General features: G+C 73.2%; 25 protein-coding genes, 1 tRNA gene and 1 pseudogene. 15 read left to right on the top strand and 12 right to left on the bottom strand.

Features of this window, described 5'->3' with window-relative positions; genetic code table 11:
* The first annotated feature begins 119 nt into the window (after nt 1-119).
* Complete coding sequence (locus tag ACPXCB_RS09615) at nt 120-419, top strand: type II toxin-antitoxin system Phd/YefM family antitoxin (protein ID WP_393164745.1); 300 nt, start codon at nt 120-122, stop codon at nt 417-419.
* Nucleotides 416-658, top strand: a complete 243-nt coding sequence (locus ACPXCB_RS09610) for a type II toxin-antitoxin system RelE family toxin (protein WP_393164743.1) — start codon at nt 416-418, stop codon at nt 656-658. Before ACPXCB_RS09615 ends, ACPXCB_RS09610 begins: the two co-directional genes overlap by 4 nt.
* 93 nt (nt 659-751) lie before the next feature.
* On the opposite strand, the gene ACPXCB_RS09605 is transcribed toward ACPXCB_RS09610, so the two are convergent.
* The 3 genes from ACPXCB_RS09605 to ACPXCB_RS09595 all read right to left on the bottom strand — a co-directional run bounded on the left by ACPXCB_RS09605 (nt 752) and on the right by ACPXCB_RS09595 (nt 2,116).
* The gene (locus tag ACPXCB_RS09605; protein ID WP_425874112.1) at nt 752-1,393 is read right to left on the bottom strand and encodes a dihydrofolate reductase family protein; all 642 of its coding nucleotides are present in this window, start codon (nt 1,391-1,393) and stop codon (nt 752-754) included.
* 94 nt (nt 1,394-1,487) lie between these two features.
* Entirely contained in the window at nt 1,488-1,622 is a 135-nt protein-coding gene (locus ACPXCB_RS09600; RefSeq protein WP_425874110.1) for a hypothetical protein, read from the bottom strand.
* Nucleotides 1,623-1,738: 116 nt separating this feature from the next.
* Nucleotides 1,739-2,116 (bottom strand): hypothetical protein, encoded by a 378-nt coding sequence (locus ACPXCB_RS09595; protein ID WP_425874108.1) that lies wholly within the window; start codon nt 2,114-2,116, stop codon nt 1,739-1,741.
* Between the two features lie 235 nt (nt 2,117-2,351).
* Here ACPXCB_RS09595 and ACPXCB_RS09590 point away from each other — a divergent pair, with 235 nt between their 5' ends.
* Both ACPXCB_RS09590 and ACPXCB_RS09585 read left to right on the top strand, forming a co-directional pair.
* Entirely contained in the window at nt 2,352-3,161 is an 810-nt protein-coding gene (locus tag ACPXCB_RS09590; RefSeq protein ID WP_425874486.1) for a helix-turn-helix domain-containing protein, read from the top strand.
* Nucleotides 3,149-3,343: a DUF397 domain-containing protein gene (locus ACPXCB_RS09585; RefSeq protein ID WP_425874106.1), complete on the top strand. Its 195-nt coding sequence runs from the start codon at nt 3,149-3,151 to the stop codon at nt 3,341-3,343. The genes ACPXCB_RS09590 and ACPXCB_RS09585 overlap by 13 nt, the downstream gene beginning before the upstream one ends.
* A 71-nt stretch (nt 3,344-3,414) precedes the next feature.
* Here the strand turns inward: ACPXCB_RS09585 and ACPXCB_RS09580 are convergent, their stop codons facing one another.
* From ACPXCB_RS09580 to ACPXCB_RS09570, 3 genes are all read right to left on the bottom strand, one after another.
* A complete protein-coding gene (locus ACPXCB_RS09580) occupies nt 3,415-3,906 on the bottom strand; it encodes a hypothetical protein (protein WP_425874104.1) in 492 nt (163 codons plus the stop codon).
* Nucleotides 3,907-3,993: 87 nt separating this feature from the next.
* A complete protein-coding gene (locus ACPXCB_RS09575) occupies nt 3,994-4,425 on the bottom strand; it encodes a nitroreductase family deazaflavin-dependent oxidoreductase (protein ID WP_425874102.1) in 432 nt (143 codons plus the stop codon).
* A gap of 73 nt (nt 4,426-4,498) precedes the next feature.
* Nucleotides 4,499-5,851 (bottom strand): pentapeptide repeat-containing protein, encoded by a 1,353-nt coding sequence (locus ACPXCB_RS09570; RefSeq protein ID WP_425874100.1) that lies wholly within the window; start codon nt 5,849-5,851, stop codon nt 4,499-4,501.
* Nucleotides 5,852-6,081: 230 nt separating this feature from the next.
* Here ACPXCB_RS09570 and ACPXCB_RS09565 point away from each other — a divergent pair, with 230 nt between their 5' ends.
* Nucleotides 6,082-6,933 carry an alpha/beta fold hydrolase gene (locus ACPXCB_RS09565; protein ID WP_425874098.1) on the top strand — a complete coding sequence of 284 codons (852 nt, stop codon included), beginning with the start codon at nt 6,082-6,084 and terminating at the stop codon, nt 6,931-6,933.
* A gap of 47 nt (nt 6,934-6,980) precedes the next feature.
* On the opposite strand, the gene ACPXCB_RS09560 is transcribed toward ACPXCB_RS09565, so the two are convergent.
* A complete protein-coding gene (locus tag ACPXCB_RS09560) occupies nt 6,981-7,853 on the bottom strand; it encodes an aldo/keto reductase (RefSeq protein ID WP_425874096.1) in 873 nt (290 codons plus the stop codon).
* Between the two features lie 338 nt (nt 7,854-8,191).
* Between ACPXCB_RS09560 and ACPXCB_RS09555 the strand changes: the two genes are divergently transcribed.
* The 5 genes and pseudogenes from ACPXCB_RS09555 to ACPXCB_RS09535 all read left to right on the top strand — a co-directional run.
* Nucleotides 8,192-8,557 carry a YciI family protein gene (locus ACPXCB_RS09555; protein WP_151456957.1) on the top strand — a complete coding sequence of 122 codons (366 nt, stop codon included), beginning with the start codon at nt 8,192-8,194 and terminating at the stop codon, nt 8,555-8,557.
* A gap of 358 nt (nt 8,558-8,915) precedes the next feature.
* Nucleotides 8,916-10,364: a pyruvate kinase gene (pyk, locus tag ACPXCB_RS09550; protein ID WP_425874094.1), complete on the top strand. Its 1,449-nt coding sequence runs from the start codon at nt 8,916-8,918 to the stop codon at nt 10,362-10,364.
* Nucleotides 10,361-11,245, top strand: a complete 885-nt coding sequence (locus ACPXCB_RS09545) for an acyl-CoA thioesterase (RefSeq protein WP_425874092.1) — start codon at nt 10,361-10,363, stop codon at nt 11,243-11,245. The genes pyk and ACPXCB_RS09545 overlap by 4 nt, the downstream gene beginning before the upstream one ends.
* A gap of 140 nt (nt 11,246-11,385) precedes the next feature.
* Entirely contained in the window at nt 11,386-11,856 is a 471-nt protein-coding gene (locus ACPXCB_RS09540) for an RrF2 family transcriptional regulator (RefSeq protein ID WP_151456960.1), read from the top strand.
* 300 nt (nt 11,857-12,156) lie between these two features.
* Nucleotides 12,157-13,041: pseudogene (locus ACPXCB_RS09535) on the top strand (sulfite exporter TauE/SafE family protein); the annotation flags it as partial.
* 665 nt (nt 13,042-13,706) lie between these two features.
* On the opposite strand, the gene ACPXCB_RS09530 reads toward ACPXCB_RS09535, so the two are convergent.
* A complete protein-coding gene (locus tag ACPXCB_RS09530; protein WP_425874089.1) occupies nt 13,707-15,140 on the bottom strand; it encodes a pyridoxal-dependent decarboxylase in 1,434 nt (477 codons plus the stop codon).
* Nucleotides 15,141-15,500: 360 nt separating this feature from the next.
* Between ACPXCB_RS09530 and ACPXCB_RS09525 the strand changes: the two genes are divergently transcribed.
* Nucleotides 15,501-17,774, top strand: a complete 2,274-nt coding sequence (locus tag ACPXCB_RS09525; protein ID WP_425874087.1) for a cellulose binding domain-containing protein — start codon at nt 15,501-15,503, stop codon at nt 17,772-17,774.
* Between the two features lie 220 nt (nt 17,775-17,994).
* Here ACPXCB_RS09525 and ACPXCB_RS09520 read toward each other — a convergent pair whose 3' ends face one another.
* Nucleotides 17,995-19,005 (bottom strand): LLM class flavin-dependent oxidoreductase, encoded by a 1,011-nt coding sequence (locus tag ACPXCB_RS09520; RefSeq protein WP_425874484.1) that lies wholly within the window; start codon nt 19,003-19,005, stop codon nt 17,995-17,997.
* Between the two features lie 81 nt (nt 19,006-19,086).
* Complete coding sequence (locus ACPXCB_RS09515) at nt 19,087-19,566, bottom strand: Lrp/AsnC family transcriptional regulator (protein WP_088999305.1); 480 nt, start codon at nt 19,564-19,566, stop codon at nt 19,087-19,089.
* Between the two features lie 83 nt (nt 19,567-19,649).
* Between ACPXCB_RS09515 and ACPXCB_RS09510 the strand changes: the two genes are divergently transcribed.
* On the top strand, nt 19,650-20,828 hold the full coding sequence (locus ACPXCB_RS09510; protein ID WP_311413598.1) for a trans-sulfuration enzyme family protein: 1,179 nt from the start codon (nt 19,650-19,652) through the stop codon (nt 20,826-20,828).
* Nucleotides 20,829-20,950: 122 nt separating this feature from the next.
* Here ACPXCB_RS09510 and ACPXCB_RS09505 read toward each other — a convergent pair whose 3' ends face one another.
* Nucleotides 20,951-21,700: a helix-turn-helix domain-containing protein gene (locus tag ACPXCB_RS09505; protein ID WP_425874084.1), complete on the bottom strand. Its 750-nt coding sequence runs from the start codon at nt 21,698-21,700 to the stop codon at nt 20,951-20,953.
* 36 nt (nt 21,701-21,736) lie between these two features.
* Nucleotides 21,737-21,809: transfer RNA gene (locus ACPXCB_RS09500), tRNA-Leu, on the bottom strand.
* A gap of 105 nt (nt 21,810-21,914) precedes the next feature.
* Between ACPXCB_RS09500 and ACPXCB_RS09495 the strand changes: the two genes are divergently transcribed.
* The 3 genes from ACPXCB_RS09495 to ACPXCB_RS09485 all read left to right on the top strand — a co-directional run bounded on the left by ACPXCB_RS09495 (nt 21,915) and on the right by ACPXCB_RS09485 (nt 25,200).
* On the top strand, nt 21,915-22,535 hold the full coding sequence (locus ACPXCB_RS09495; RefSeq protein ID WP_425874082.1) for an ANTAR domain-containing response regulator: 621 nt from the start codon (nt 21,915-21,917) through the stop codon (nt 22,533-22,535).
* An 81-nt stretch (nt 22,536-22,616) separates the two neighbouring features.
* Nucleotides 22,617-23,783, top strand: a complete 1,167-nt coding sequence (locus ACPXCB_RS09490) for a hypothetical protein (protein WP_425874080.1) — start codon at nt 22,617-22,619, stop codon at nt 23,781-23,783.
* A gap of 259 nt (nt 23,784-24,042) precedes the next feature.
* Nucleotides 24,043-25,200: a branched-chain amino acid ABC transporter substrate-binding protein gene (locus tag ACPXCB_RS09485; RefSeq protein ID WP_425874078.1), complete on the top strand. Its 1,158-nt coding sequence runs from the start codon at nt 24,043-24,045 to the stop codon at nt 25,198-25,200.
* Nucleotides 25,201-25,220 lie beyond the last annotated feature (20 nt).

Here is a 25,220-nt window from a genome sequence, read left to right as displayed (position 1 = left end):
GAGCTGACCGGCATCCAGTACGTGAACCGCCTGTGCAGGTCCGCCGACTGTGTGCCGCCGCCCGCGCCCTCGCGCGGATCTCCAGGTGAGGGACGGTACCGCGTGGTACATTGCGGTACATGGCAATGATTACGCTGCGTGAGTTCCGTGACGGCGCAGGCCGGGTGCTGGACGCGGTCGAGCGCACTGGAGAGCCGGTCATCATCACCAAGTACGAACGGCCGGTGGCCGTGCTGATCGGGATCGACGAGTGGGAAGAGATCGAGGCGTTTCGGGACCGCCGGGACTCGGCCGTGATTGCTCGTTCCCGGGCCGAAGGTCAGTTCGTGCCGCTGTCGGCGGCCCTGGAGTCACTCGGCGTCGATCCTCGTGAGGTGGAGGCGTTACTGGCCGACAGGGCCAACGGTGAGGCGGCGTGAAGGTTGAGATCGACCGCGACGTGCTGGTTTGGCTGCACAAGCAGCCACGGAACGTGTTCTTGACCGTTTTGAGCGCGATCCTCGGCTTGGTCTCTGAACCCGCGCCGCAAAACTCGACCGAGATGCGCGACGGATCCGGACGTCGACTGCGGGTGGGTGACTACCGGATTCTCTACCGTCTCGACCGCGACGCACTGGTCATCCACGCTGTCGGACATCGCAAGGACGTCTACTCGTAGATCGGGGCCGGCACCCGGTCGTTGACCTGATCGTGCAGTTCCTTCATCGTGGGCCGGTTTCCTGCCGCGCGAGCGGCAGGAACCCTGGGGCCGTCACGGCTTCGTGAACGTGAGGTGGGTGACGCCGGTGGGTGTCGAGACCGCCTCGATGTCGTAGCTCGCTTCGAGGGCTTCGAGGCCGTCCCACAGCCGCACGCCCCGGCCGAGCACGATCGGCACCTGGACCAGATGGATGTGGTCGACGAGTCCCGCCGCGATGAAGTCGCGGGCGACGGTCGGGCCGCCGCCGACGCGTACGTCTCTGCCGGCTGCCGCCTCGCGCGCGACGGCGAGGGCCTCGGCCGGCGAGGCGTCAAGGAAGTGGAACGTCGTGCCGCCGGCCATCTCGATCGGCGGGCGCGGCTTGTGGGTCAGCACGAAGGTCGGTGTGTGGAACGGCGGGTTCGGGCCCCACCACCCCTTCCAGTCGGCGTCGTCCTGCCAGCCCGGGGGTCCGAACTTGCCCGCGCCCATGATCTCGGCGCCGATGCCGGGCTCGTGCTGCTGGGCGAACGCGTCGTCGGTGCCACTGGTGCCGCCCTTGCGTCCCATGATCGGAGCGCCGAAGCGGGTGGCGACCATCCACTCGTGCAGCCGGGTGCCGGCGTGGCCCATCGGGGTGTCGAGGGCCTGGCCCTCACCGGCGGCGAACCCGTCCAGCGATATGGAGAGGTTGTGGATGCGGGTCCGGCTCATCTGCTCGCTCCGTCTGCTCGGCTGCTTCGCGGGCCTGGGCACTCGTCGCTCCCGTGCGGCCCCGCGCTGTCCGAGCGTAGTTGGTCCGTGACTGTCAGGGCGAGCGGACCGGCATCCAGTCCGTGAACCGCCGGTGCAGATCCGTCGACTGCACGCCGGGGTCGTGCTCGGCGAGTTGGGCGGCGGCCTCCTCGCGCAGCGTCACGAGGTGGACCATGAGTCCGGGCATGTCGCCCCGGTACCTCGCGAGGAGGAGCAGCTTCGCCGGGGAACAGGGCCAGGCGATCCCGCAGGCCCGGCAGCGCCACGTCGGGCGGGACGGTACGTGGTCGCGAATGGACGTGCTCACCGGTTGGTCCCCGCGTTCCGCCGGGCCGGAGCGCGCCGCTGCGTTGAGGGCGTACGCGCGGCCGAGGGCGCCTGCGTGGGACGCATCCCGTCGGGTCGCACGTACAACTCGCGGCGGTCGATCGCCTGACCGCGCGCGTCGAGTTGGTACGCCTCGATCCACGTCCAGCCGTGGTAGGTGACCAGGTCGGTGCGCTCGCGGACCACCCGTACCGTGATCGGCGTGGCGAACTGCGGCGACGCCTCGCGCGTCAGCAGGTACACGCCGGGGCTGACCCGTGGCGTCCCGTCCTCGCGGGTGCTGGCCGTCGCGGCGGCGGGGCGCGTCGCCCAGCGCGACGCCGGTACGGCATTCGCGGGCCTCGGCACGGGCACGGACGCCTCCTTCCGTCGGTGAGTGGGGAACGGGGGTCGCTGCGGATGCTCGCCAGCAGCGACCCCCGTTGACGTGCGCGCCCACAGGGTCGGGGGGACCGATTCCGCCGGGCGCGCTGTCCTCCTTCCACCCTGGACGCACGCCCCCTAGGCTCGGAACAGTCACCGCGTGTTCGCGGAACGTAGTGAGCGGTTTCGGGCTAACGGGGAACTGTGCGGAGAGTCGCGGAAGGGCGTGGGAGCCGTGGGAATCTCGCCATCGGAGTACCTGCTTCGTGAGCTGAGGCGACGCCGGTCGGCCGCCGGGCTGACCCAGGCGCAACTCGGTGAGCTGGTCTTCTGCTCGGACTCCCAGGTGAGCGCGATCGAGACCGGGACGAAGCCGCCGACCCCGCCCTACCTGGCCGCCGTCGACAAGGCGCTGGACACCGGCGGATACTTCGCGACGCTCTGGAACGAGCTGGTCAAGGGTGACGCCGCGCCGGTCTGGCTGCGCGAATGGATACAGATCGAACGAGAGGCGACCGCTCTGCGCTGGTACGAGCACGCGTTCGTGCCGGGACTTCTCCAGACCGAGGCGTACGCCCGAGCGACCTTCCGGGCGGCGCGGACGCCGGTTGCCGAGTTGGACCAGCGGGTCGCGGCGCGGATGGAACGGCAGGCGGTGCTCGCCCGCCTGCCGAGCCCACAGCTCTTCGTGGTGCTCGACGAGATGGTCGTCCGGCGGGCGTGCGGCGGTCCCGACGTGATGGCCGAGCAGCTTGAACACCTGCTGACCTGCGCCGAACAGCCGCATATCCAGGTGCAGGTCGTGCCGATGTCTGCTGGCATCTACTCAGGACTGGCCGGAGCGTTCATCCTGGCCGACCTGCCCGACGGCTCGCGGGCGGGCTGTGTGGACCATCAGTTGGAGTCGCAGACCACGGGGCAGCCTGACGCGATTGCTCGCGTGGGGCTGGCGTGGGACGCTGTCCGAGGCGAAGCCCTCCCGCTCAGGCAATCGATCGACGTGCTCAAGGAAGCGGCGAAGACATGGACAATCTGACCGGTGCGCGGTGGCGTAAGTCGTCCCGCTCGTCGACGAACGGCGGGACCTGCGTCGAGGTTGCCGACAACCTGCCCGGCGTCGTCGGCGTACGGGATTCGAAGGACCCGGCCGGCCCCGCGTTGGTCTTCGCCCCGACCGCCTGGCGGGTTTTCGTCGCCCAGCTCACCGACCGCGCCTGACAACCCGCCGGGAGTTCGTCGCCCTCACCGGCGATCCCGGCCGCTGCAACCCCGATGCGAACTGAGGTTCGTCAGAGCGGAGAAGCGGGGGAGGCGTCCTCGGCGACATTCAACAGGTGGCACCGGACGATCGCCCGGCAGGAGGTGGCCAGGAGCAGCCCGAGGCCGATGGCCAGGACCGTCAGCCCGATGTCGAACGGCAGTTGCGCCATCGCGTCCAGCGAGCTCTGTTCGCCGATCACCGCGAAGCTCGCCGCCACCACCGACAGAGCGGTGACCAGGGTGCCCACGGCAGCGACCATCCCGGTCATCGCCGCCACCAGGCTGCGCCGTGCCCACAGCGCGGCCACGGCGGCCAGCAGCAGCCAACCGAAGGTGAGCAGGGTCCAGCCGCCCCCGTCGCTGAGCGACGCGTAGGCCCAGCCGGAGAAGGACCAGATGGCGCGGCTGCTCGGCCGGAACCAGGGCATCAGATATCCGGCGAGGGTGAGCAGGGTGGCCACGAGCATGCCAACGTCGATCGCGAACAGCGGGAGCCTGGAGTTCTGCTCAGCCGTGGACATGACGCCCTCCCCGTCCGTGCGGTACGGGCAGCATCATAGGCCGTGGATCACCTGGGCCTCCGCCGTGGCTGCGCGCCGGGCCGGTGCCTATGAGGCGCGTTCGACGACAACGACCGGAATCTCCCGGTCGGTCTCCTTCTGGTAGCGGGCGTAGGTCGGGAAGACCTTTGTCATCACCTGCCACAGCCGGGGCCGCTCCTCGGCGGTGGCGGTACGCGCCGTGCCCCGGAACTTCTCGGCTCCGACCTGCACCTCCACCTGCGGGTCGGCGCACAGGTTGAGATACCAGGCGGGGTGCCGTGCCGCCCCGCCGTTCGAGGCGACCAGCAGGTAGCGGTCGCCGTCGCGGCCGTAGATGAGCGCGGTGCGCCGCAGCGTGCCCGAGCGGCGCCCCCGGGTGGTGATCAGCAGGGCGTCGTAGCCGTGGAACTTCCCGCCGTCGGCGCCGTCGCTCGCCACGTAGCGGCGCACGTGGCTGGCCACCCACTCGACCGGGCTGTCCTCAATGGTCTCCGCCATCCGGCCAGCCTAGCGGCCTCCCGCGGTGGTCGTCGGCCCGTCGGACGACGCGGAAGCGGGGAAAGCGCACCGGTCAGGGATCGGTGAGCAGCAGCCAGTCGTCGTCGACCACGTCGACGGTCGTGCCCTCGGGCCAGGCATGCGGGCCGGCGGCCGTCGCCCGGGCCTGGTCGACCAGGAAGGTGCGGGCGAAGCTCGCCCCGTCGAAGGTGACCGGGCCGTGGAAGCGGGCCCGGCCGAAGTTCGCTGCCCCCTCGAACCGGGCCCGCTCGAACCAGGTCTGGTCACCGAACTCGGTCCACCGGAACAGGGCCATGTCCGCGAAGCGGGTCTGCCGGAACCCGGCGTAGCCGGTGAAGGTGGCGTGGTCCAGCGAGACCCCGCTCAGGAAGACCGCCTCGCGGAAGGTCGCGCTGTCGGTGAATCGGGACGCGTCGAAGCTCGCCGTCCGGTGGAAGGTGACGCCCCGGAAGGAGGCCCGGGCGACGGTGGCGTGCCGGCACGACAGCCCGCCGGCGAGGTCGGCGCGGTCGAAGCTGATCCGGCCGGTGATCCGGGCGCGGTCGAGGACGATTTCGGCGTCGCCGCGCAGGTCGTCGCAGGCCAGGTCCGCGAAGGTCGCGCCGAGGGCGAGCCGCCCGCGCACGGTCGCGCCGACCAGGCTGGTGGTGCCGGCGCAGACCGCGCCGGTGAGGTCCGCGTCGTCCAGGGTGCAGCCGGTCGCGTCGAACCCGTCGAGCCGGGCGCCGGTCAGGTCCAGCCTGACCCCGGGCCAGTAGGCGTCGTCGTCCGCGCGCAGGTGCCGGGTCAGGACCCGCTGGGCGGTGCGGCGCACCTCCGCCTCGCGCGCGTCGTCCTCCGGCGCCGGCATCCGCAGGTACGCGCAGAGCACCGCCACGATCGTCTCCCGCTGGGCGGGATTGTCCTGCCCGAGCCGCTCCAGGGCGTGCAGGCCGCCCAGGCGTACGGCCGCGTTGTCGTTGCCGAGCAGGGCGACGGCGCCGGTGTACAGCTCGGTCAGCCGGCGCTCGGCGGCGTCGTGCTCGGCCGCCTCGGCCTGCCGTTCCTGGTGGCGCTGCCCGGCCTCGGCGACCGCCTCCGCGTGCGCCTGCATCCGTTCCCGGTGCGCCTGGTCCTGCGCGGCGACGGCCTCCTGGTGCCGCTGGGCGCGTTCGCCGATCCACTGTCGCCGGGCGGCCAGCAGCAGGGCGAGCCCGCCGCCGGTGCCAGCGACCACGGTCAGCCCGGTGCGGATGGCGTCGATGCGCAGTGTCGCGCGGGTGTCCGGCTGGGCGGCGCGGTCGGCCTCGCCGAGCAGCCAGTCGAGCACCAGCCAGCCGAGCAGCGCGGCGACCAGCAGCCCGACGAGCACCAGCCACCACGGCATCACCCGCAGCGGCTCTTCGCGGGGCGGTGTCGGGCGCACGGGTCACAGCATGCCACCGCGCCGGGACCGACGCGGGGCACCGTCCCCTCTGGACGATGGTTGCCCGGATTGCCGGTTTGTGCCCCCAACGCGACAAGGGGTTACCGGCCCGTAACTTGTGATTGACGTTTGCGGATTACGGCCATCATCATCGTCTCCACGATCGATCGGAACCACCCCCACCCCGCCCCGCCCGGGTTCCACCGGGTTCCTCCATGGGAGGTGCAGCTTTGCTGCTCCGAAAGATCGTCCCCGCCCTCGCCGTCATGGTCGCCGCCGTGCTCGCCGCCCCCGCCACGGCCGCGGTCGCGGCCCCCGACCGGCCCGCGGCCAGCACCGACCGGAGCGCCGCCGACCCGGCCGCCCCCGCCCCCGCCGGGGACAGCGTCACCAGCACCGCCGCCGAGATCGCCGCCGCCGCGGCAGGTAACCCCGTCATCGTCGTCGGTGGCCTCAGCGGCATCGCCTCCGCGTACGGGCCGCTGGCCTCCCGGCTGCGCGTCGACGGGTACCGGGTCTGGGTCTACCAGCTGCCCAACCTCGGGCTCGGCGACATCCCCACCTCGGCCCACGCGTTCAGCAGCTTCGTCGGGCAGGTCCGCGCATCGACCGGCGCGGCCAAGGTCGACGTCGTCGCCCACTCCGAGGGCGGCCTGGTGTCCCGGTACTTCATCAAGAACCTCGGCGGGACCAGCAGCATCGACCGCTACGTCAGCCTCGGCACCCCGCAGTACGGCACGTACGTGGCCAACATCGTGAAGTTCCTCGGCCTGGGCAGCTGCGCCGGCATCGTCGCCTGCCAGCAGATGTCGATCGGCTCGTCGTTCCTCGCCGGCCTCAACGCGGGCGACGACACCCCCGGCACGGTCCGCTGGACGGCGGTGCGCACCCTCCAGGACGAGCTGGTGCGGCCCGTCGACAACGCCAAACTGGCCGACGGAGCGACCAACGTACTGATCCAGTCGGCGTGCCCCCTGCGGGTCGTCGGGCACCTCGGCCTGGTGCTCGACGGCACCACCTACACGGTGATCCGGCAGGCCCTGCGCGACGAGCCGATCCGCCCCAACTGCTTCGCCCTGTAGCGCTCGCGTGGGGCGGCCGGCCGTGCGCCGCCCGCCCCCGCGCGTCGTCAGGCGGCCTTGGCGAGGGCCGCGTACTCGTCGCCGGACAGCTGCACCTCGGCGGCGGCCACGTTCTCCTCCAGGTGCGCCACCGACGACGTGCCCGGGATCGGCAGCATCACCGGCGACCGGCGCAGCAGCCAGGCGAGCGCGAGCTGGGCGGGCGTCGCGCCGTGCCCGGTGCTGATCGCGTCCAGCGGACCGCCCGGCCGGGCCAGGTTGCCGGTGGCGATCGGGAACCAGGGGATGAACGCGAGGTCGTTGCGCTCGCAGTGCTCCAGGACGGCCTCCGCGCTGCGGTCCGCCAGGTTGTAGAGGTTCTGCACCGAGACGATCGGGGTGACGGCGCGGGCCGCCTCGATCTGCTCGACGGTCACCTCGGACAGGCCGATGTGCCGGATCTTGCCCTCCTGCTTGAGCAGCGCCAGCTCCCCGAGCTGGTCGGCGAGCGGCACCTGCGGGTCGATCCGGTGCAGCTGGTAGAGCCCGATGGCTTCCAGGCCGAGGTGCCGCAGGCTCAGCTCGCACTGCTGGCGCAGGTACTCCGGGCGCCCCACCGGACGCCAGTCGTCCGGGCCGGAGCGGGTCAGGCCGGCCTTGGTCGCGATGACCAGGTCGTCGGCGTACGGGTGCAGGGCCTCCCGGATGAGCAGCTCGCTGACGAAGGGCCCGTAGGAGTCGGCCGTGTCGATGAACGTCACGCCCAGCTCGTACGCCCGGCGCAGCACCCGCACGGCCTCGGCCGGGTCCTTCGGGTCGCCCCACACGCCGGGGCCGGTGAGCTGCATCGCGCCGTAGCCGAGCCGGTCGACCTGGAGGTCGCCCCCGATCCGGTACGTCCCCGAGGCCTTCGCGGGCTGCTTGCCGGCGTCATTCGTCATGCGTGGATTCCCCATCCTGTCGTCCGTCTCCGGCGGTCGATCCCACCACCGAGAGGCTTTCCCGCCGATCGTCGCCCACACCACCACCGGGGCGGATCGAGACCGGGATCACCCGCCGCCGGGCCGGCGCGTCCCGGGTGCCTCCGGGCCCGCCACGACACGGTGCGGCGTTGCCGCGACCGGGCCGGGCGGCGGACGAAGTTGACCGGAGCGCCCGTGCCGGCCGGCTGCCCGTGCGACGCTGGGCCGTGCCGGCTCGACGTCGACCACGGGCGTACGCCCCGCCGGTCGACCGAGCGCACGTCGCCGCGTGCGGCGCGACGCGGGGAGGGGACGCCATGACGGGAGTGCCGCAGGTCGACTTCGCGCTCGACACGTACGAGTGCATCGTGCTGTATCCCGGCGCGGCCGGGCGGGCGCTGCCGGCGGAGACGGTGCAGCGGTTGCAGGCCGAGCACCTCGCGCACATGCAGGCCCTGCAACGGCGCGGGATCATCCTGGTCGCCGGCTCGGTGGACGGCCCGGCCCGCGAACCGGACCCGCCGATCGGCTTCGGCCTGGCCCGCACCGGCTCGGTGGACGACGTACGCAGCGTGATGGAGGCCGACCCGGCCGTCCAGGCGGGGCTCTACCGGGTGGACGTGCTGACCTTCCTCTGCCCGGAGGGCTCGCTGGAGTTCCCGCTGGTCAAGACGCAGAGCTGAGCCGCCCGCCGGCAGGGTACGGGCGCCGCGCGCGAAGGCGGTCGCCGTCCGGCCCGGGGGACGACGCCGGCCCTGTCCGCAGCGGGTCGGGGCGGCCCCGCGCCACCCCCGCCCCAGCGTCGGCCCGCGCGCCGGGCGGCCCCGGTCGGCGCGACGGGTGGACCGGCGGGGAGCGCCCGGCTGTCCGGTGGCGCCGGGGGCGTACGATTCCGGCGCGCGGTCGCCGATGCCCGCCGCCTCGACGTTCCGGCGTGGGTTCCGCCCGCCGGCTGCGCGCACGCCGCGCGTCGTTGGACAATGTTCCGCAATCCGCAAGGGGTCGGCCCAGAGCGCCCGACCCGGAGGAGAGACTAGCCTGATGGGCGTGACACGCCGTGTGAAGATCGTCTGCACTCTTGGTCCTGCCACCTCGTCGCCGGAGCGCATCCGGGGCCTCGTCGAGGCCGGCATGAACGTGGCGAGGCTCAACTTCAGCCACGGCAGCCACGAGGATCACGAGGCGGTGTACCGGCTGGTCCGCGAGGCCGCGGAAGCGGCCGGCCGGCCGGTGGCCGTGCTCGCCGACCTCCAGGGACCCAAGATCCGGCTCGGCCGGTTCGCCGACGGCCCGCACGAGTGGCGCACCGGCGACTCGGTCGTCATCACCGGTGACGACGTGCTCGGCACCAAGGAGCGGGTCTCCTGCACCTACCGCAAGCTTCCGCAGGAGGTCAAGCCCGGCGACCGGCTGCTGATCGACGACGGCCGGGTCGCCGTCGAGGTCACCGACGTCACCGGCAACGACATCCGCTGCCTGGTCACCGAGGGCGGCCCGGTCTCCAACAACAAGGGCGTCTCGCTGCCGAACGTGGCGGTCAGCGTGCCGGCGATGTCCGACAAGGACGCCGAGGACCTGCGTTTCGCCCTCGGTCTGGGCGTGGACCTGATCGCGCTCTCCTTCGTCCGCTCGGCGGACGACATCAAGCTGGTGCACGGCATCATGGCCGAGGAGGGCGTGCACCGGCCGGTGCTGGCCAAGGTGGAGAAGCCCGAGGCGGTCGACTGCCTGGAGCAGATCGTGCTGGCCTTCGACGGCGTCATGGTCGCCCGTGGCGACCTCGGCGTGGAGCTGCCGCTGGACCAGGTGCCGCTGGTGCAGAAGCGTGCCGTGCAGCTCTGCCGGGAGAACGCCAAGCCGGTCATCGTGGCCACCCAGATGCTCGACTCCATGATCGAGAACTCCCGGCCGACCCGCGCCGAGGCCTCCGACGTCGCCAACGCCGTGCTCGACGGCGCGGACGCGGTGATGCTCTCCGGCGAGACCAGCGTCGGCAAGTACCCGGTGCTCACCGTCAGCACCATGGCGAAGATCGTCACCACCACCGAGTCCGGCTCGATCGGCGTGCCGCGCCTTCAGCACGACCCCCGTACGCATGGTGGCGCGCTGACCGTTGCCGCCTCCTCGATCGCCCGGGCCATCGGCGCGAAGGCACTGGTCGCCTTCTCGCAGACCGGCGACACCGTGCGGCGGCTGTCCCGGCTGCACTGCGACCTGCCGCTGCTCGCCTTCACCCCGGTGCCCGAGGTGCGCAACCAGCTCGCCCTCTCCTGGGGCGTGGAGACGTTCCTGATGCCGTTCGTCGAGCACACCGACGACATGTTCCGCCAGGTTGACCAGGCGCTGCTCGGGCTCGACCGGGCCAACCCCGGCGACTACGTGGTGATCGTCGCCGGCAGCCCGCCCGGCACCCCCGGCTCGACCAACACGCTGCGCGTACACCAGCTCGGATCGCTGGTCGACGCGGCGTCGGCGCGGGCCTTGCAGTGAGCGACGCGGACGTCGCGGTCGGGCAGGCCGCGGTCGACCAGCTCCTGGAGGTGCTCGACCTGGAGCACACCGGCGGGATGACCTTCCGGGGGATGAGCCCCCCGGTCGGTCCCCAGCGGGTGTACGGCGGCCAGGTCGCCGGCCAGGCGCTGGTCGCCGCCGGACGCACCGTCGACCCGGCCCGCTTCGTGCACTCCCTGCACGGCTACTTCGTCCGCCCGGGCGACCCGGCCGAGCCGATCGTGTACGAGGTGGAGAACGTCCGCGACGGCCGCTCCTTCTCGGTGCGCCGCTCGGTGGCGCTCCAGCACGACAAGCCGATCTTCTTCATGTCGGCGTCGTTCCAGCGGACGGAGGAGGGCCTGGACCACCAGGCACCCACCCCGCCCGACGTGCCGGGGCCGGACGAGGTCCCGACGATGACCGACCGGCTCGCCCGCTACCCGGAGCGGCTCGGCATCTGGGCGCAGATCCCGCGCCCGATCGACGTCCGCTACGTCGGCGAGCCCGGCTGGGTACGCCCCGGCGACCGCCCCGCCGACCCCCACCAGCGGGTCTGGATGCGCATCGACGGCAAGCTGCCCGAGGATCCGCTGCTGCACGCCTGCGCGCTGACGTACGCCTCCGACCTGACGCTGCTCGACTCGGTGCTCTCGGTGCACGGCGAGGTCTGGGGCCCGGGCGGCGTGGTCGGGGCCAGCCTCGACCACGCGCTCTGGTTCCACCGGCCGTTCCGCGCCGACGAGTGGTTCCTCTACGACTGCTGGAGCCCGTCGGCCTCCGGCGCCCGGGGGCTCGCCACCGGCCGCATGTTCACCACCGACGGGCACCACATCGCCAGCGCCGTGCAGGAGGGGCTGCTGCGCCGCGTCGGCGACTGACCGTCCCGACCGTCGTGGCGCGGCCCGGCCCGTCGGGTTCGCCACCGGGGTCGTCTCCGACGCCGCCCGCGCATCGCCACCGGCCGATCGGTCGAGGGGCGATCGTCCGGGCGGGTCGGTCAGGCGACTAACCTTGCCGCATGCGCCTCTCCGCCCGGGTCGACTACGCCCTCCGCGCGGTCGCCGAGCTCGCCTCGGTGACCGCCGACGCCGGGCCCGGGCGAAGCCGGCCCGTGACCGCCGACCAGATCGCCCGCGCCCAGGAGATCCCGCCGAAGTTCCTGGAGAGCATCCTGCTGCAACTGCGCCGGGGCGGCATCGTGCAGGCCCAGCGCGGCCCGGAGGGCGGCTACTGGCTGGCCCGACCGGCCGGGGAGATCTCGCTGGCCGAGGTGATCCGGGTGATCGACGGCCCGCTCGCGCACGTACGCGGACATCGGCCCGAGGAACTCGGCTACCACGGGGCGGCGCGGGCCCTCCAGGAGGTCTGGATCGCCCTGCGGGCCAGCGAGCGCGAGATCCTGGAACTGGTCACCGTCGCCGACGTGGCCGGCGGCACCCTGCCGGGCCGGGTCGTCGAACTGGCCGCCGACCCCCGCGCCTGGACCTGATCCGGACCCGGCCGGGCGCCCTCCGCCGGCCGACGCGGGTCCACGCCCTTCCGCCCCGACCCGCCCGTGGCCGGGCCGAGCCGGGCCTGACGTCGCCGCCCGCCCCGCGGTTGCCCTGCCGGGCCCGACGTCGCCGGCCGCCCGGCCGGTTTCGGGGTGGCCCTGGCCGGCCCCTCCCCGGTGACGGCGGTCGGGTGGGTTCTGTCGTCTCACTGACCGGTTGAAGGCTTGACCGGGGCACGCCCCGTGCCGCATTGTCGACCAAGTCGATAGGAGATACCGAAAAGTCAGGGGGCGCTCGTGCGCAAGCTGCTGGTCCTCGCGCTGGTCGGGCTCGCCGCGCAACTCGTCGACGGCGCGCTCGGCATGGCGTACGGGCTGACCTCCTCCACGTTGCTGCTGCTCGTCGGGGTGGCGCCGGCCGCCGCGTCGGCGTCCGTGCACCTGGCCGAGATCGGCACCACGCTCGCCGCCGGGGTGTCGCACTGGCGGTTCGGCAACGTCGACTGGCGGGTGGTCGGCCGCATCGCCCTCCCCGGCGCCGTGGGCGCGTTCGCCGGCGCGACCTTCCTCAGCTCGATCTCCACCGAGTCGGCCGCCCCGTGGATGGCCGGCATCCTGTTCACCCTCGGCGCGTACCTGCTGGTGCGCTTCTCCCAGCCGCTGCGGACCGATCGGCGCGGCGGCCGGCTGCGCAGCCGCTTCCTCGGCCCGCTCGGCCTGGTCGCCGGCTTCGTCGACGCCACCGGCGGCGGCGGGTGGGGCCCGGTCGCCACGCCGGCCCTGCTGGTCAGCGGGCGGATGGAGCCGCGCAAGGTGATCGGCTCGGTGGACACGTCCGAGTTCGTGGTCGCCGGCGCCGCCAGCCTCGGCTTCCTGATCGGCCTCGGCTCCGAGGGCTTCCTGCTGCCCATGGTGGCCGCGCTGCTCGTCGGCGGCCTGATCGCCGCCCCGATCGCGGCCTGGCTGGTGCGCATCGTCCCCGCCCAACTGCTCGGCGCGACGATCGGCGGAGTGATCGTGCTGACCAACGCCCGTACGCTGATGCGCTCGACCGACCTCGGCGGCCCGGCCCGGCCGGCCGTCTACGCACTGCTGGCCGTCGCCTGGGCCGCCGCCCTGGCACTGGCCGTCCGGGCGCTGCTGCACACCCGCCGCCAGCGCGCTGTCGCCGCGACCGCCCTCGCGGCCGGCGCCCCGAGCCCGACGACAGTCCCCCCGACGGCCGTCCCCTCGACGACCGTCCCCTCGGCGACCGTTTCCCCGAAGGCCGTCCCCCCAGCGGACGTCCCCCCGGCGGCTGTCGCCCCGACGACCGTCCCTCCGGCGGCTGTCCCGGCCGGGGACCGTCTCCCGACGACTGTCCCCGCTACAACTGCCCCGGGCGGCGACCGTCTCCCGATCCCGGCGGCGGTCGCCTCGCTCAACAACCGCTGACCCCCGCCCCGGCGCGGCCCGCCCTGCCCCGCGTCGCATCGTGTCGTGTCGTGTCGTGTCGTGTCGTGTCGTGTCGTGTCGTGTCGTGTCGTGTCGTGTCGTGTAGATCTTGGTAGAAACGTGCCCCTCCAGGGGCCGATTCCTACCAAGATCTCTAGCCGCCCCGCACCCGCCCCGCACCCGCACCCGCACCCGCAGCACGGCCGGCGCAGCAGGTCGGCGCAGCCGTGCCGTTAGCGCGATCGGTCGGCGCCGCCAACCGGCCGCTGCCCGCACCCGCGCCGGCACCGGCACCCGCACCCGCACCCGCACCCCGCACCGGCACCGGCACCGGCACCCGCACCCCGCACCGGCACCGGCACCGGCACCCGCACCCCGCACCCGCACCCGCACCCCGCACCAGCACCGGGCGGTCAGCGGGGGAGGAGGGCCGCCGCAGCCTGGGTGAGGAGGGTCCACGCCTCGTCGACGTGGACCTCGGTGGTCTGCGGGGAGCCGACAGCCAGGCGCAGCGTGTAGCGGCCGTTCACCCGGGTGTGCGTCAGGTGCACCCGGCCCGTGGCGTTGACCCGGGCCAGCAGCTCCGCGTTGACCTCGTCGTCCGCCGCCAGCCGGAAGCACACCAGCGAGTACGGGTGCGCCCCCACCAGCGCGAACCTGTCGTCGGCGCGGACCCGGTCGGCGAACCGGGCGGCGAGCGCCACGCCGGAGCGGATGTGCGCGCGCAGCCCCTCCGCGCCGTACCAGCGCAGCACGAACCAGAGCTTCAGCGCCCGGAACCGGCGGCCCAGCGGCACCTGCCAGTCCCGGTAGTCGATCACCGCGCCGGACTCGGTGGCGGCGTTGCGCAGGTACTCCGGCAGCACGCTGAGCGCCTCGATCAGCTCCGCCGTGTCGGCCACCCAGAACGCGTCGCAGTCGAAGCCGGTGAGCAGCCACTTGTGCGGGTCGAAGCAGTACGAGTCGGCGTACTCCAAGCCGGCGTGCCCGAACCGCAGCTCCGGGCAGACCGCCGCCGCTCCCGCGTACGCGGCGTCGACGTGCAGGAAGACCCCGTACTCGGCGCAGATCGCGCCGATCTCCGGCAGCGGGTCGATCGCGGTCGTGGAGGTGGTGCCGACGGTCGCGACCACGATCGCCGGCACGACTCCGGCCGCCAGGTCCGCCTCGATCGCCGCGCGCAGCGCCGCCGGGGACATCGCCTGCGTCTCGGGATCGACCTCGACCGGCCGTACGCCGTCGGCGCCCAGCCCGGCGATCCGGGCGGCCTTCTCGATGGACGAGTGGCCCTGGGTGGAGGCGTAGGCGCGGTAGCGGCGGTCGACGCCGACCTCGCGCCACCGGCCGCCGCCGGCGCGGTGCAGCGCGACCAGGGTCGCCACCAACGTCGCCGAGGACGCCGAGTCCTGGATCACCCCGCCGCCCCCGGAGCCGGAGCGGAACCGCTTCGGCAGGTCCAGCAGGTCGGCGAGCCAGTCCAGCAGCACCGTCTCCAACTCGGTGCACGCCGGCCCGGTCGCCCAGAGCATCCCCTGCACGCCCAGCCCGGCGCTGACCAGGTCGCCCAGCACGCTGGGCCCCGACGTGTTGGCCGGGAAGTAGCCGAAGAAGCCCGGGTGCTGCCAGTGCGTCAGCCCCGGCGTGATCAGGGTGTCCAGGTCGGCCAGGACGGCCTCCACCGGCTCGCCGTGCTCCGGCGGGCCGGCGGGCAGCCGGGCGGCCACCGTCCCGGGCGGGTCCTGCGAGGTCACCGGACGCCGCTCCAGCGTCGCCCAGTAGTCGGCGATCCAGTCCACCACGGCGTGCCCGGCGCGTCGGAACTCGTCCGGGGTCATGTGCTCAGCCACGCCCTGAGTCGATCAAGAATCCGGGCCGGGGGCAAGGGAAGTGGCTGGTGCCACCCGCCACGGGGACAGCCGAGGCAGGGCGGCCAGGGCGGACAGGGCGGGGGGGACGGACGGATTGTCCGCTGAAAGCGCTTGCCCTAGCATCGCAGGTGCGCGGAGCCACCCCTCGACGCCGCACCGCCGGAGCACCGACGCCGCACTGCCGGCGCCGGGATGCCGACACCGGAGCGGCGGCGTCGACACCGACGTCGCACCGACGGCGTCGGACCACCGCCGCAAGCGCGGCGTGTCCTCCCGCCGGCCCGGGCAGGCCGACGGCGACGGTCGCCGCGCGCCCAACCTCCCCGGAGGACACTCCCCATGCCCGTCACCCACCACCGCGTCGCGCTGCTCGCCGCGGCCGCCGCGGCCGCACTCGCCGCCGGTACGCTCCCGACCCTCACCGCCTCGGCTGCCGCCGCCGGCTGCCGCGTCGAGCACCGGATCACCAACCAGTGGCCCGGCGGCTTCGGCGCCGACGTCACCGTCACCAACCTGGGCGACCCGGTGAACGGCTGGACCCTCACCTGGTCGCACACCGCCGGCCAGCGGGTCACCCAGGCGTGGAACGCCGTCGTCGACCAGTCCGGCGCGCAGGTGACCGCCCGCAACGTCGAGCACAACGCGGTGATCGCCACCGGTGCCAGCACCACCTTCGGCTTCAACGGCTCGTGGGAGGGGAGCAACCCGCCACCGACCGGCTTCGCCCTCAACGGCACCGCCTGCACCGGCGCCGCGCCCACCGGCGGCCCGACCACCCCGCCGCCGAGCACGCCGCCGCCCACGACCCCGCCACCCACCACGCCGCCGCCGACCACCCCGCCGCCGGCCGGGGCGGTGCAGATGGAGGATCTCGACCGGGGACTGGTCAGCGTCCGCTCCGGCAGCGGCAACCTGGTCTCCTGGCGGCTGCTCGGCACCGAGACGACCGGGGTGGCCTTCAACCTCTACCGCGGCGCGACCAGGGTCAACGGCAGCCCGATCACCGGCGCGACCAACCACCTCGACAGCGGCGCGGCGGCCGACGCGACGTACACCGTGCGCGCCGTCGTCGGCGGCACGGAACAGGCCGCCTCGGCGGCCGCGCTCCGGTTCCCCGCCGGCTACCTCGACGTGCCGTTGCAGGTGCCGGCGGGCGCGAGCACGCCGAGCGGCGAGAGCTACACGTACTCCGCCAGCGACGCCTCCGTGGGCGACCTCGACGGCGACGGCGACTACGAGTTCGTGGTCAAGTGGGAGCCGTCCAACGCCAAGGACAACTCCCAGTCCGGCTACACCGGCAACGTCCACGTCGACGCGTACACCCTCGCCGGCACCCGGCTGTGGCGCGTCGACCTGGGCCGCAACATCCGCGCCGGGGCCCACTACACCCAGTTCCAGGTGTACGACTACGACGGCGACGGCCGCGCCGAGGTGGCCATGAAGACCGCCGACGGCACCCGCTCCGGCACCGGCCAGGTGATCGGCTCCGCCACCGCCGACCACCGCAACTCCAGCGGGTACGTCCTCGCCGGCCCCGAGTACCTGACCATGTTCGACGGCCGCACCGGCGCGGTCCTCTCCACCGTCAGCTACGACCCGCCGCGGGGCACCGTCTCCTCCTGGGGCGACAACTACGGCAACCGGGTCGACCGCTTCCTCGCCGCCACCGCCTACCTCGACGGGCAGCGCCCCTCCCTGGTGATGGCCCGCGGCTACTACACCCGGGCGGTCGTGGCCGCCTGGGACTTCCGCGACGGCACCCTGCGCAAGCGGTGGACCTTCGACTCCAACGCCTCGGGCAACGGCGCCGCCCACGGCCAGGGCAACCACAACCTCTCCGTCGCCGACGTCGACGCCGACGGGCGCCAGGAGATCGTGTACGGGTCGGCCACCATCAACGACGACGGCCGCCTGATGTACGCCACCGGGTTCGGCCACGGCGACGCCCTGCACGTCGGCGACCTCGTCCCCGGCCGCGCCGGCCTGGAGGTCTTCACCATCCACGAGTCCGGCAACCAGCCGGCGGCCGACCTGCACGACGCCCGCACCGGTCAGGTCGTCTGGCAGCGGCCGAACAACGGGGGAGTCGAGGGCCCCGGCCGGGGCGTCGCCGCCGACATCCACGCCGGCAGCCCCGGCGCCGAGTTCTGGGGCGCCGGCACCCACATGGGCGACCTCTACAGCGCCACCGGGGCCGTCGTCGGGCGCCGGCCGTCCTCGGCGAACTTCCTCGCCTGGTGGGACGGCGACCCCGTCCGGGAGTTGCTCGACGGCACCCGCATCGACAAGTACGGCACCGGTGGCGACACCCGCCTGCTGACCGCCAGCGGCGTGGCGGCGAACAACGGCACCAAGTCCACCCCGGCGCTCTCCGCCGACCTGTTCGGCGACTGGCGGGAGGAGGTCGTCTGGCGCACCAGCGACAGCCGGGCCCTGCGCATCTACAGCACGCCCACGCCCACCGGCACCCGGATCCACACGCTCATGCACGACCCGCAGTACCGGGTGGCGGTCGCCTGGCAGAACACCGCCTACAACCAGCCCCCGCACCCGGGCTTCTTCCTCGGCGACGGCATGGCCGCCCCGCCCACGCCCAACGTCTACCTGCGGTGAACCGGTGCCCGGCCGGCGGCGGTGCCTCGTGCCACCCCGCCGGCCGGTCGCGGGACGGAAAAGGCACCGGGCCGCAGCCGCGGAATCCGCACAGCTCCGGCCCGGTGCCCCACACCGCGGCATCCCCGACCCGTCCCGACCGGGAATGCCGTACCACCACCGAGGTCAAAACTAGGCGGGCCACGCGTCGCCCCGGTGACGCCGACGTGAAGATCGTGTTTCAGCCCTCGCGGCGCAGGCCACCGGCCACGTGCTCGGCGATCAGCTCGTACGAGCGCACCCGGTCGGCCACGTCGTACACCAGCGTGGTCAGCATCAGCTCGTCCGCACCGGTGCGCGCCAGCAACTCGCCGAGCTGCCGCCGTACCGTCTCCGGGGAGCCCGTCGCCTGCCCGTCGCGGCGCTGCCGCACGAACTCGCGCTCCGCCTCCGTGTACGGGTAGGCCGCCGCCTCGTCGGGCGTCGACAGGGGCTCGGGCCGCCCCGAGCGCAGCCGCAGGAACGACAGCGCCGTCGGTCCGGCCAGCCACTCCGCCCGCTCGTCGGTGTCCGCGCAGACCGCGTTCACGGCCACCATCGCGTACGGCGCGTCCAGCCACTTCGACGGCCGGAAGTGCTGCCGGTACAGCGCCAGCGCGGGCACCGTGTTCTGCGCGCTGAAGTGGTGCGCGAAGGAGAACGGCAGGCCCAGCAGCCCGGCCAGCTGGGCGCTGAACCCGCTGGAGCCGAGCAGCCAGACGGCCGGCTGCTGGCCGAGGCCCGGGGTGGCGGTGATCGGTCCCGGCCGCTCGCCGCTGAAGTAGTTCATCAGGTCCGACAGCTCCCGGGGGAAGCCCTCCGCCGACAGCCCCTCCATGGTCCGGCGCAGCGCCAGCGCGGTCACCTGGTCGGTGCCGGGGGCGCGGCCGATGCCCAGGTCGATGCGGCCCGGGTGCAGCGCTTCGAGGGTGCCGAACTGCTCGGCCACCACCAGCGGCGCGTGGTTGGGCAGCATCACCCCGCCCGAGCCGAGCCGAATCGTCGACGTGTGCGCCGCCAGGTGCGCGAGCAGCACTGCCGGCGCGGAGCTCGCGATCGCCGGCATGTTGTGGTGCTCGGCCACCCAGAACCGGCGGTACCCGAGTTCCTCCGTGCGCCGGGCCAGCTCGGTGGTGTGCCGCAGCGCCGCGCCGGCAGTGGCGCCGGCCGCGACCGGGGCAAGATCGAGAACAGACAGCGGTACGTTGATCACAAGGGTGGCCAACCCGTCCCACCTCGGGTTTGTTCCCCGGGGCGATCCGGCTCACGCGCCTGTGGCGGGCCCGCAGCGCGCTCAGCCCATGCCGCGGGCCTGCTCGAAGATCAGGCTCGTCTGGGTGTGCAGCACTGCCGGGTCCACGGCCAGGTGGTCCAGCACGAAGTCCCGCAGGGCATCCGCCGAGGCCGCCCGCACGTGCAGCACGTAGTCCTCCGCGCCCGCCACGTGGAACACCGCCACCACCCCCGGCAGCCGCACCGACCTGGCCCGGAACGCGTCCACCGCCGCCCGCTCGTGCGCGGTCAGCCGCACCGACACCAGCGCCTGCAACGGCAACCCCACCGCCGCCGGATCGACCTCCGCGTGGAACCCGCGGATCGCCCCGCGCTCCCGCAGGGCGCGGGTGCGGGTCAGGCACGTCGAGGGGGCCACCCCGACCCGCTCGGCGAGGGCGTTGTTCGGCAGGCGGCCGTCGGCGGCCAGCTCCGACAGGATCGCGCGGTCGGTGTCGTCCAGGTCGGCGAACCGCCGCACATCATTCGTAGCAAGGGGCATGGAGGCATCATCCATCGAACCAGTACGTGCCTCCAAGGCCAATTACCGAATCATGTTCGGAACTATTGCCGCGAGTTGGCGCTATGTTCGATCCTTCCAGCATGACGACCGTGGACACCAGAGCCGTGCACGCCGGCCGCGACGACCTCGCCGCCCTCGGCGTCCACGTGCCGCCGATCGACTTCTCCACCACCAACCCGCTGCCGTCCGTCGACGCCGGCGGCGACGCGTACGAGGCCCTCGCCACCGGAGGCACCCTCCCCGCCGGCGGCAGCGCCGTCTACCAGCGCCTGTGGAACCCCACCGTGGCCCGCTTCGAGACCGCCCTCGCTGACCTCGAAGACACCACCGACGCCGTCGCCTTCGCCAGCGGCATGGCCGCCCTCACCGCCACCCTGCTCGCCGCCACCCGGGACGGCAGGCGGCACCTCGTCGCCGTCCGCCCCCTCTACGGCGGCACCGACCACGTGCTCGCCACCGGCCTGCTCGGCACCACCGTCACCTGGGCCCGCCCCGACGAGGTCGCCGCCGCCGTCCGCCCCGACACCGCCCTGGTGATCGCCGAGACCCCGGCCAACCCCACCCTCGACCTGGTCGACATCGCCGCCCTCGCCCGGGCCGCCGGCGACGTGCCGCTGCTCGTCGACAACACCGTCGCCACCCCCGTGCTCCAGCAACCCACCCGGCACGGCGCCACGCTCGTGCTGCACAGCGCCACCAAGAGCATCGGCGGGCACGGCGACGTCCTCGCCGGCGTGGTCGCCTGCGACGCCGACTGGGCCGCCCGGCTGCGCCAGGTCCGCGCGCTCACCGGCGCGATCCTGCACCCCCTCGGCGCGTACCTGCTGCACCGCGGCCTGCAGACCCTGCCGGTGCGGGTGCGTGCCCAGCAGGCCGGCGCCGAGAAGCTCGCCGCCTGGCTCGCCGCCCACCCCGCCGTCGCGCAGGTGCACCACCCGTCGCTGCACGACCCCGCCGGGCTCGTCGGACGGCAGATGAGCGGCCCCGGCAGCCTCCTCGCCTTCGAGGTACGCGGCGGCGCGCCCGCCGCGGCCGCCGTCGCGAACGCCTGCCGGCTGATCACCCACGCGGTCTCGCTGGGCGGCGTGGACACCCTCATCCAGCACCCGGCCTCGCTGACCCACCGCCCCGTCGAGGGGGAGGCCAAGCCGTGCGGGGGCCTGCTGCGCGTCTCCGTGGGCCTGGAGGACGCCGAGGACCTGCGCGCCGACCTGGCCCAGGCCCTCGCCGAGCTCGGCTGACCGGACCAACGCCGTCGCCGGCCGCGGGCGTCGTGGCGCACGGGAGTGGAACGCCACGGGTGCCAACGAGCCCCGGTGACACCCGTGGCGTTCCACTCGTGGGAGCTGACCGGGCAGCACGGTCAGGACTTCGGGCCGACATGACGGTCGAGGGCGGCGACGGCGTCCCGGCGCGCCACGGAGAGGGAGTTGCGGCGGTTCATCCGCCAGGCGATGCCGAGCAGGTCCAGCGCCCACTGGCAGAGCCCCATGATGTCGGCCGACTCGTTGACGAACATGTAGCGCGGGTAGACGTAGCTCCTGCCGCGCGTCGTCACCCGGTTGCTGAACCGACAGCCGTCGGAGTGGAACAGACCCCTCAGGAAATCCCCGGGATGGGCGGTGACGATCCCCCTCTGCCAGTCGGCGAGGGCGATCTGACGCTCGTGTTTCTTGCCGGGACCGTGCTGCGGGAACAGGCACGGCCAGTGCTTGCCGTAGCTTTGCACGCTCACGCAGCCCTGTTGTGGAACCCGCTGGACCTTGGTCGCCAGCACCGCCCGCATGGCGGAGTCGCAGGCGTCGATCAACCCGGGCCACGCGTCGCTGCAGGAAATCCTCAAGACCGGTACCCGCGCGCTGGTGACCAGGTGCCCGTCACCCAGATAGAGGCCCAGCAGGTAGCTGTAGGCCGGTGGGTCTGTCGGATATCCGTCGTCGCGACGGCAGCGGAAACAGCGCTCTGCCGTGGCTCGAACCAGCGGTTGCGGCCGCTCGCGGCACCACTCCCAGACGGTCCGGTAGGAAAGACCGACGGCCCGGGCGGCCTCGGCGACGGTTGCGCCGGCGAGATGGGCCCTGAGCGCCCGGGCGCGAATCTCCGGTGCGTGCACGGCGACAAGTTTCGTACGCCCGTGCGACATTTTCGGTGTCCCCGGTGGGATTCGAACCCACACTGTCGGAGGTTTGAGCTCCGTTTCTCTGCCATTGGAATACGGGGACGTCCTCGCCCAACGCTGTGGCGGCGCCACATAGGTTACCCACTACGCTAAGGGCGGCGACACCCGGCATCGCGGGTGTCGAGCACAGACTGGGTGGGAGTGGCTCGTGGCCGAGATGCAGACGGACGTCGAGCGCAGGCGCGTTCTGATCGCCGAGGACGAGGCGCTGATCCGGCTGGACCTGGCCGAGATGCTCGTCGAGGAGGGGTACGAGGTCGTCGGGGAGGCCGGTGACGGCGAGACCGCCGTCCGGCTCGCCGAGGAGCTCAAGCCGGATCTGGTCATCCTCGACATCAAGATGCCGATCATGGACGGGCTGGCCGCCGCCGAGCGGATCGCGGGCGCCCGGATCGCCCCGGTGATCATCCTGACCGCGTTCAGCCAGCGTGACCTGGTGGAGCGGGCGCGGGCGGCCGGCGCGATGGCGTACCTCGTGAAGCCCTTCCAGAAGAGCGACCTGGTGCCGGCGGTGGAGATCGCGCTGTCGCGCTACTCGGAGGTCGCCGCCCTGGAGGCGGAGGTCGCGGGGCTGACCGACCGGCTGGAGATCCGCAAGACGGTTGAGCGCGCCAAGGGCGCGCTGATGACGACGTACGGGATGACCGAGCCGCAGGCGTTCAAGTGGATCCAGCGCACGGCGATGGACCACCGGATGACCATGAAGGAGGTCGCCGAGCGGATCCTCGCCGAGACCGCCGGCGGCGAGGTCGCCCAGCCCGCGTCCTGAGGTGCCGCCGGGGCGACGCGACACGCCGAAGGACGCTCCGGGGGCTCCTCGCGGGGTCGGTTGATCGATAGCATCTGATCCATGTGGACCCGGCGGCTGGTGGCGGTGCTCGGTGTCCTCGCGCTGCTGCCGGCCGGCTGCGACCGGGCCCCGGCGGAGCCCGCCGACGAGCCGCTGCGCCCGCGGTGGCAGCCGCTGACCCTGCCGGCGCCGCCGGGCGTTCCCGGCCGGCCGCTGCTGCGCGACGCCGTGGCCTGCGCCGGCACGTGGTACGTGGTCGGCGGGCTGGCCGACGCGGCGGGGGAGACCCGGCCGGCGGCCTGGCGCAGCGCCGACGGCGTGTCGTGGACGGCGCTGCCGGTCTCGCCGTCGAGCCACTACGGCCGTCAGCACGTGCTCTACGCGGCCGCGTGCCGCGACGGCCGGCTGGCGGCGCTCGGGGCGAAGAACGGCGGCGCACACGGCAACCCGCGCACGGGCACCTGGTCGCAGTCGCCGGGCGGGCAGCTCCGGGAGGCGTCGGCGCCCTTCGAGCTGTACGCCGGCCCGCGCGCGGTGAGCGTGGCGCGGCTCGCGGCGGGCCCGGCCGGGTGGCTGATCGCGGGGGCGCGGGTCGACGGGGCGGCGGTCTGGACGTCGTCGGACGGCGAGCGGTTCGCGATCCGGGAGGGCGTCGCGGAACTCGCCGGTGACGGGCGGGGCCGGACGGTCGCGTACGACGCGGTGGCCGTGCCGTCGGGCTGGTGGGTGGTGGGCGCGGTGCTGCCGCCCGGCGCGACGGCGCTGACGCCCCTGGCCTGGAGCTCGCCCGACGGGCGGGCGTGGCGGCGGATGGCGCTGCCGGTGCCGGACGGGCGGGGCCAGGCGCAGCGGGTGGCGTCGGTCGACGGTGCGGTGGTGGCGGTCGGCCCGGTGCGCGACGGGTTCGCGACCTGGCGGCTGGCGGGCGACGCGTGGCGGCGGGCCGGCGGGTTCGGCGCGGCGGGTCCGGGGGTGTCCTCGGTCGACGCCCTGGTGCCGGCCGGGCGGGAGCTGGTCGCGGTGACGGGGGACGGCGGTGGTCACGGACTGTGGCTTTCCGTCGATGCGGGGGATTCGTGGCGACTGATGGCCATGCCGGCCCCGGTGCCGGATGGTGGGAACACGGCGGTGGCGGTCGCGTCACAGGGTGATCGACTGGTGTTGGTGTCTGACGACGGGGAGGCATCCCGTGCCTGGTCAGTCGGGTTGCCGACCATCGATCGGTAAAGGGCGGACGACGTTCGGCCCGTTACCGACGAAACGAAGGCGAAGGCCTTTCGCCGCCGACGGTTCTTACAGCGATCGTTTCGAACCCGCCACGCCGTGTAACGGTTCGGTCAACCCGCTCCCCTGGGGCTTTCGTCACAGCTCAAAGGTGGGATAGCGTCCGGCCCCAGACCGGCGACGACGGTCTGGTTCGTCCGCCCCCGCAAGGGCCAATCGGCAGCGGGTGGTTCGGACCATTGGATGGAGGAGGGTTCGGGCCTTGAGGCAGAAGCTCGCGCGCGTTATCGGTGGGGTCGCCATGCTGGCGCTCGTCGCCGGCGGCACGGCATGCTCCAGTAGCGACGACGCGGCGTCCGGTGGTGACGCCTGCGGCAACAAGATCGCGTTCTTCGGCGCGCTGACCGGCCCGTCGGCGGCGCTCGGCATCAACGAGAACAACGGCGTCAAGCTGGCGGTCGACAAGTACAACAAGGAGAACGCCGACTGCAAGGTCGAGCTGGTTTCCCTGGACTCGCAGGGCAGCCCGGACCAGGCCCCGCAGCTGGCCCAGAAGGCCATCGACGACACCAAGATCCTCGGCATCGTCGGCCCGGCCTACTCGGGTGAGTCGGAGGCCGCCGGTCCGCTCTTCAACGAGGCCGGTCTGGTGACCATCACCCCGTCGGCCACCAACCCGACGCTCGCGAAGCAGAACTGGAAGACCTTCTTCCGCGCGGTCGGCAACGACCTGAGCCAGGGCCCGGGGGCCGGCAACTACATCAAGAACGTGCTGAAGGCCGACAAGGTCTACGTCATCGACGACCAGTCCGCGTACGGCGCCGGCCTGGCCGACGAGGTCAAGAAGCTGCTCGGCCCCGCGGTCGTCGGCTCGGACAAGGTCCAGGGCGACGGCAAGCAGGTCGAGTTCTCGGCCGTGGTCACCAAGGTCAAGGCTGCCAACGTCAAGGCGGTCTTCTACGGCGGCTACTACCAGGAGGCCGGCCTGATCCGCAAGCAGCTCACCGCTGCTGGCGTCACCGCTCCGCTGATCGCCGGTGACGGCGTGAACGACGCCGCGTACATCACCTCCGCGGGTGCGGCGGCGGCCGAGGGCACCATCCTCACCTGCCCGTGCCAGCCGGCCGCTGAGGCGCGCGGCACCTTCATCCAGGAGTACAAGGCGCTCCACGGCACCGACCCGGGCACCTACAGCGACACGGCCTACGACGCGGCGAACATCCTGCTGGCCGGCATCAAGGCGGGCAAGACCAGCCGTGAGGGCCTGCTGGAGTTCGTGAAGGGCTACAGCGGCGAGGGCGTCGCGGCGAGCTACAAGTTCGTCGAGGGCGGCGAGCTCGACCCGGCACAGGTCAAGGTCTGGGCCTTCAAGGTCAAGGACGGCAAGGTCGTTCCGGACCAGGAGATCCCCAAGTCCTGACGCCGGTCGCTGCAACGGCG

It is taken from the genome of Micromonospora sp. DT62, assembly GCF_049847285.1.
Classification (GTDB): domain Bacteria; phylum Actinomycetota; class Actinomycetes; order Mycobacteriales; family Micromonosporaceae; genus Micromonospora; species Micromonospora reichwaldensis.
The sequence above is the reverse complement of the archived record's forward strand: the minus strand, read 5'-3'. Positions and strand labels throughout refer to the sequence as shown.

Bases quoted from the DNA above. Each gene is read 5' to 3' on its own strand.
- ACPXCB_RS09615 (WP_393164745.1), top strand. From the start codon at position 120: ATGGCAATGATTACGCTGCGTGAGTTCCGTGACGGCGCAGGCCGGGTG.
- ACPXCB_RS09605 (WP_425874112.1), bottom strand. From the start codon at position 1,393: ATGAGCCGGACCCGCATCCACAACCTCTCCATATCGCTGGACGGGTTC.
- ACPXCB_RS09600 (WP_425874110.1), bottom strand. From the start codon at position 1,622: ATGCCCGGACTCATGGTCCACCTCGTGACGCTGCGCGAGGAGGCCGCC.
- ACPXCB_RS09585 (WP_425874106.1), top strand. From the start codon at position 3,149: ATGGACAATCTGACCGGTGCGCGGTGGCGTAAGTCGTCCCGCTCGTCG.
- ACPXCB_RS09580 (WP_425874104.1), bottom strand. From the start codon at position 3,906: ATGTCCACGGCTGAGCAGAACTCCAGGCTCCCGCTGTTCGCGATCGAC.
- ACPXCB_RS09575 (WP_425874102.1), bottom strand. From the start codon at position 4,425: ATGGCGGAGACCATTGAGGACAGCCCGGTCGAGTGGGTGGCCAGCCAC.
- ACPXCB_RS09560 (WP_425874096.1), bottom strand. From the start codon at position 7,853: ATGACGAATGACGCCGGCAAGCAGCCCGCGAAGGCCTCGGGGACGTAC.
- ACPXCB_RS09555 (WP_151456957.1), top strand. From the start codon at position 8,192: ATGACGGGAGTGCCGCAGGTCGACTTCGCGCTCGACACGTACGAGTGC.
- pyk (WP_425874094.1), top strand. From the start codon at position 8,916: ATGGGCGTGACACGCCGTGTGAAGATCGTCTGCACTCTTGGTCCTGCC.
- ACPXCB_RS09540 (WP_151456960.1), top strand. From the start codon at position 11,386: ATGCGCCTCTCCGCCCGGGTCGACTACGCCCTCCGCGCGGTCGCCGAG.
- ACPXCB_RS09525 (WP_425874087.1), top strand. From the start codon at position 15,501: ATGCCCGTCACCCACCACCGCGTCGCGCTGCTCGCCGCGGCCGCCGCG.
- ACPXCB_RS09515 (WP_088999305.1), bottom strand. From the start codon at position 19,566: ATGCCCCTTGCTACGAATGATGTGCGGCGGTTCGCCGACCTGGACGAC.
- ACPXCB_RS09510 (WP_311413598.1), top strand. From the start codon at position 19,650: ATGTTCGATCCTTCCAGCATGACGACCGTGGACACCAGAGCCGTGCAC.
- ACPXCB_RS09490 (WP_425874080.1), top strand. From the start codon at position 22,617: ATGTGGACCCGGCGGCTGGTGGCGGTGCTCGGTGTCCTCGCGCTGCTG.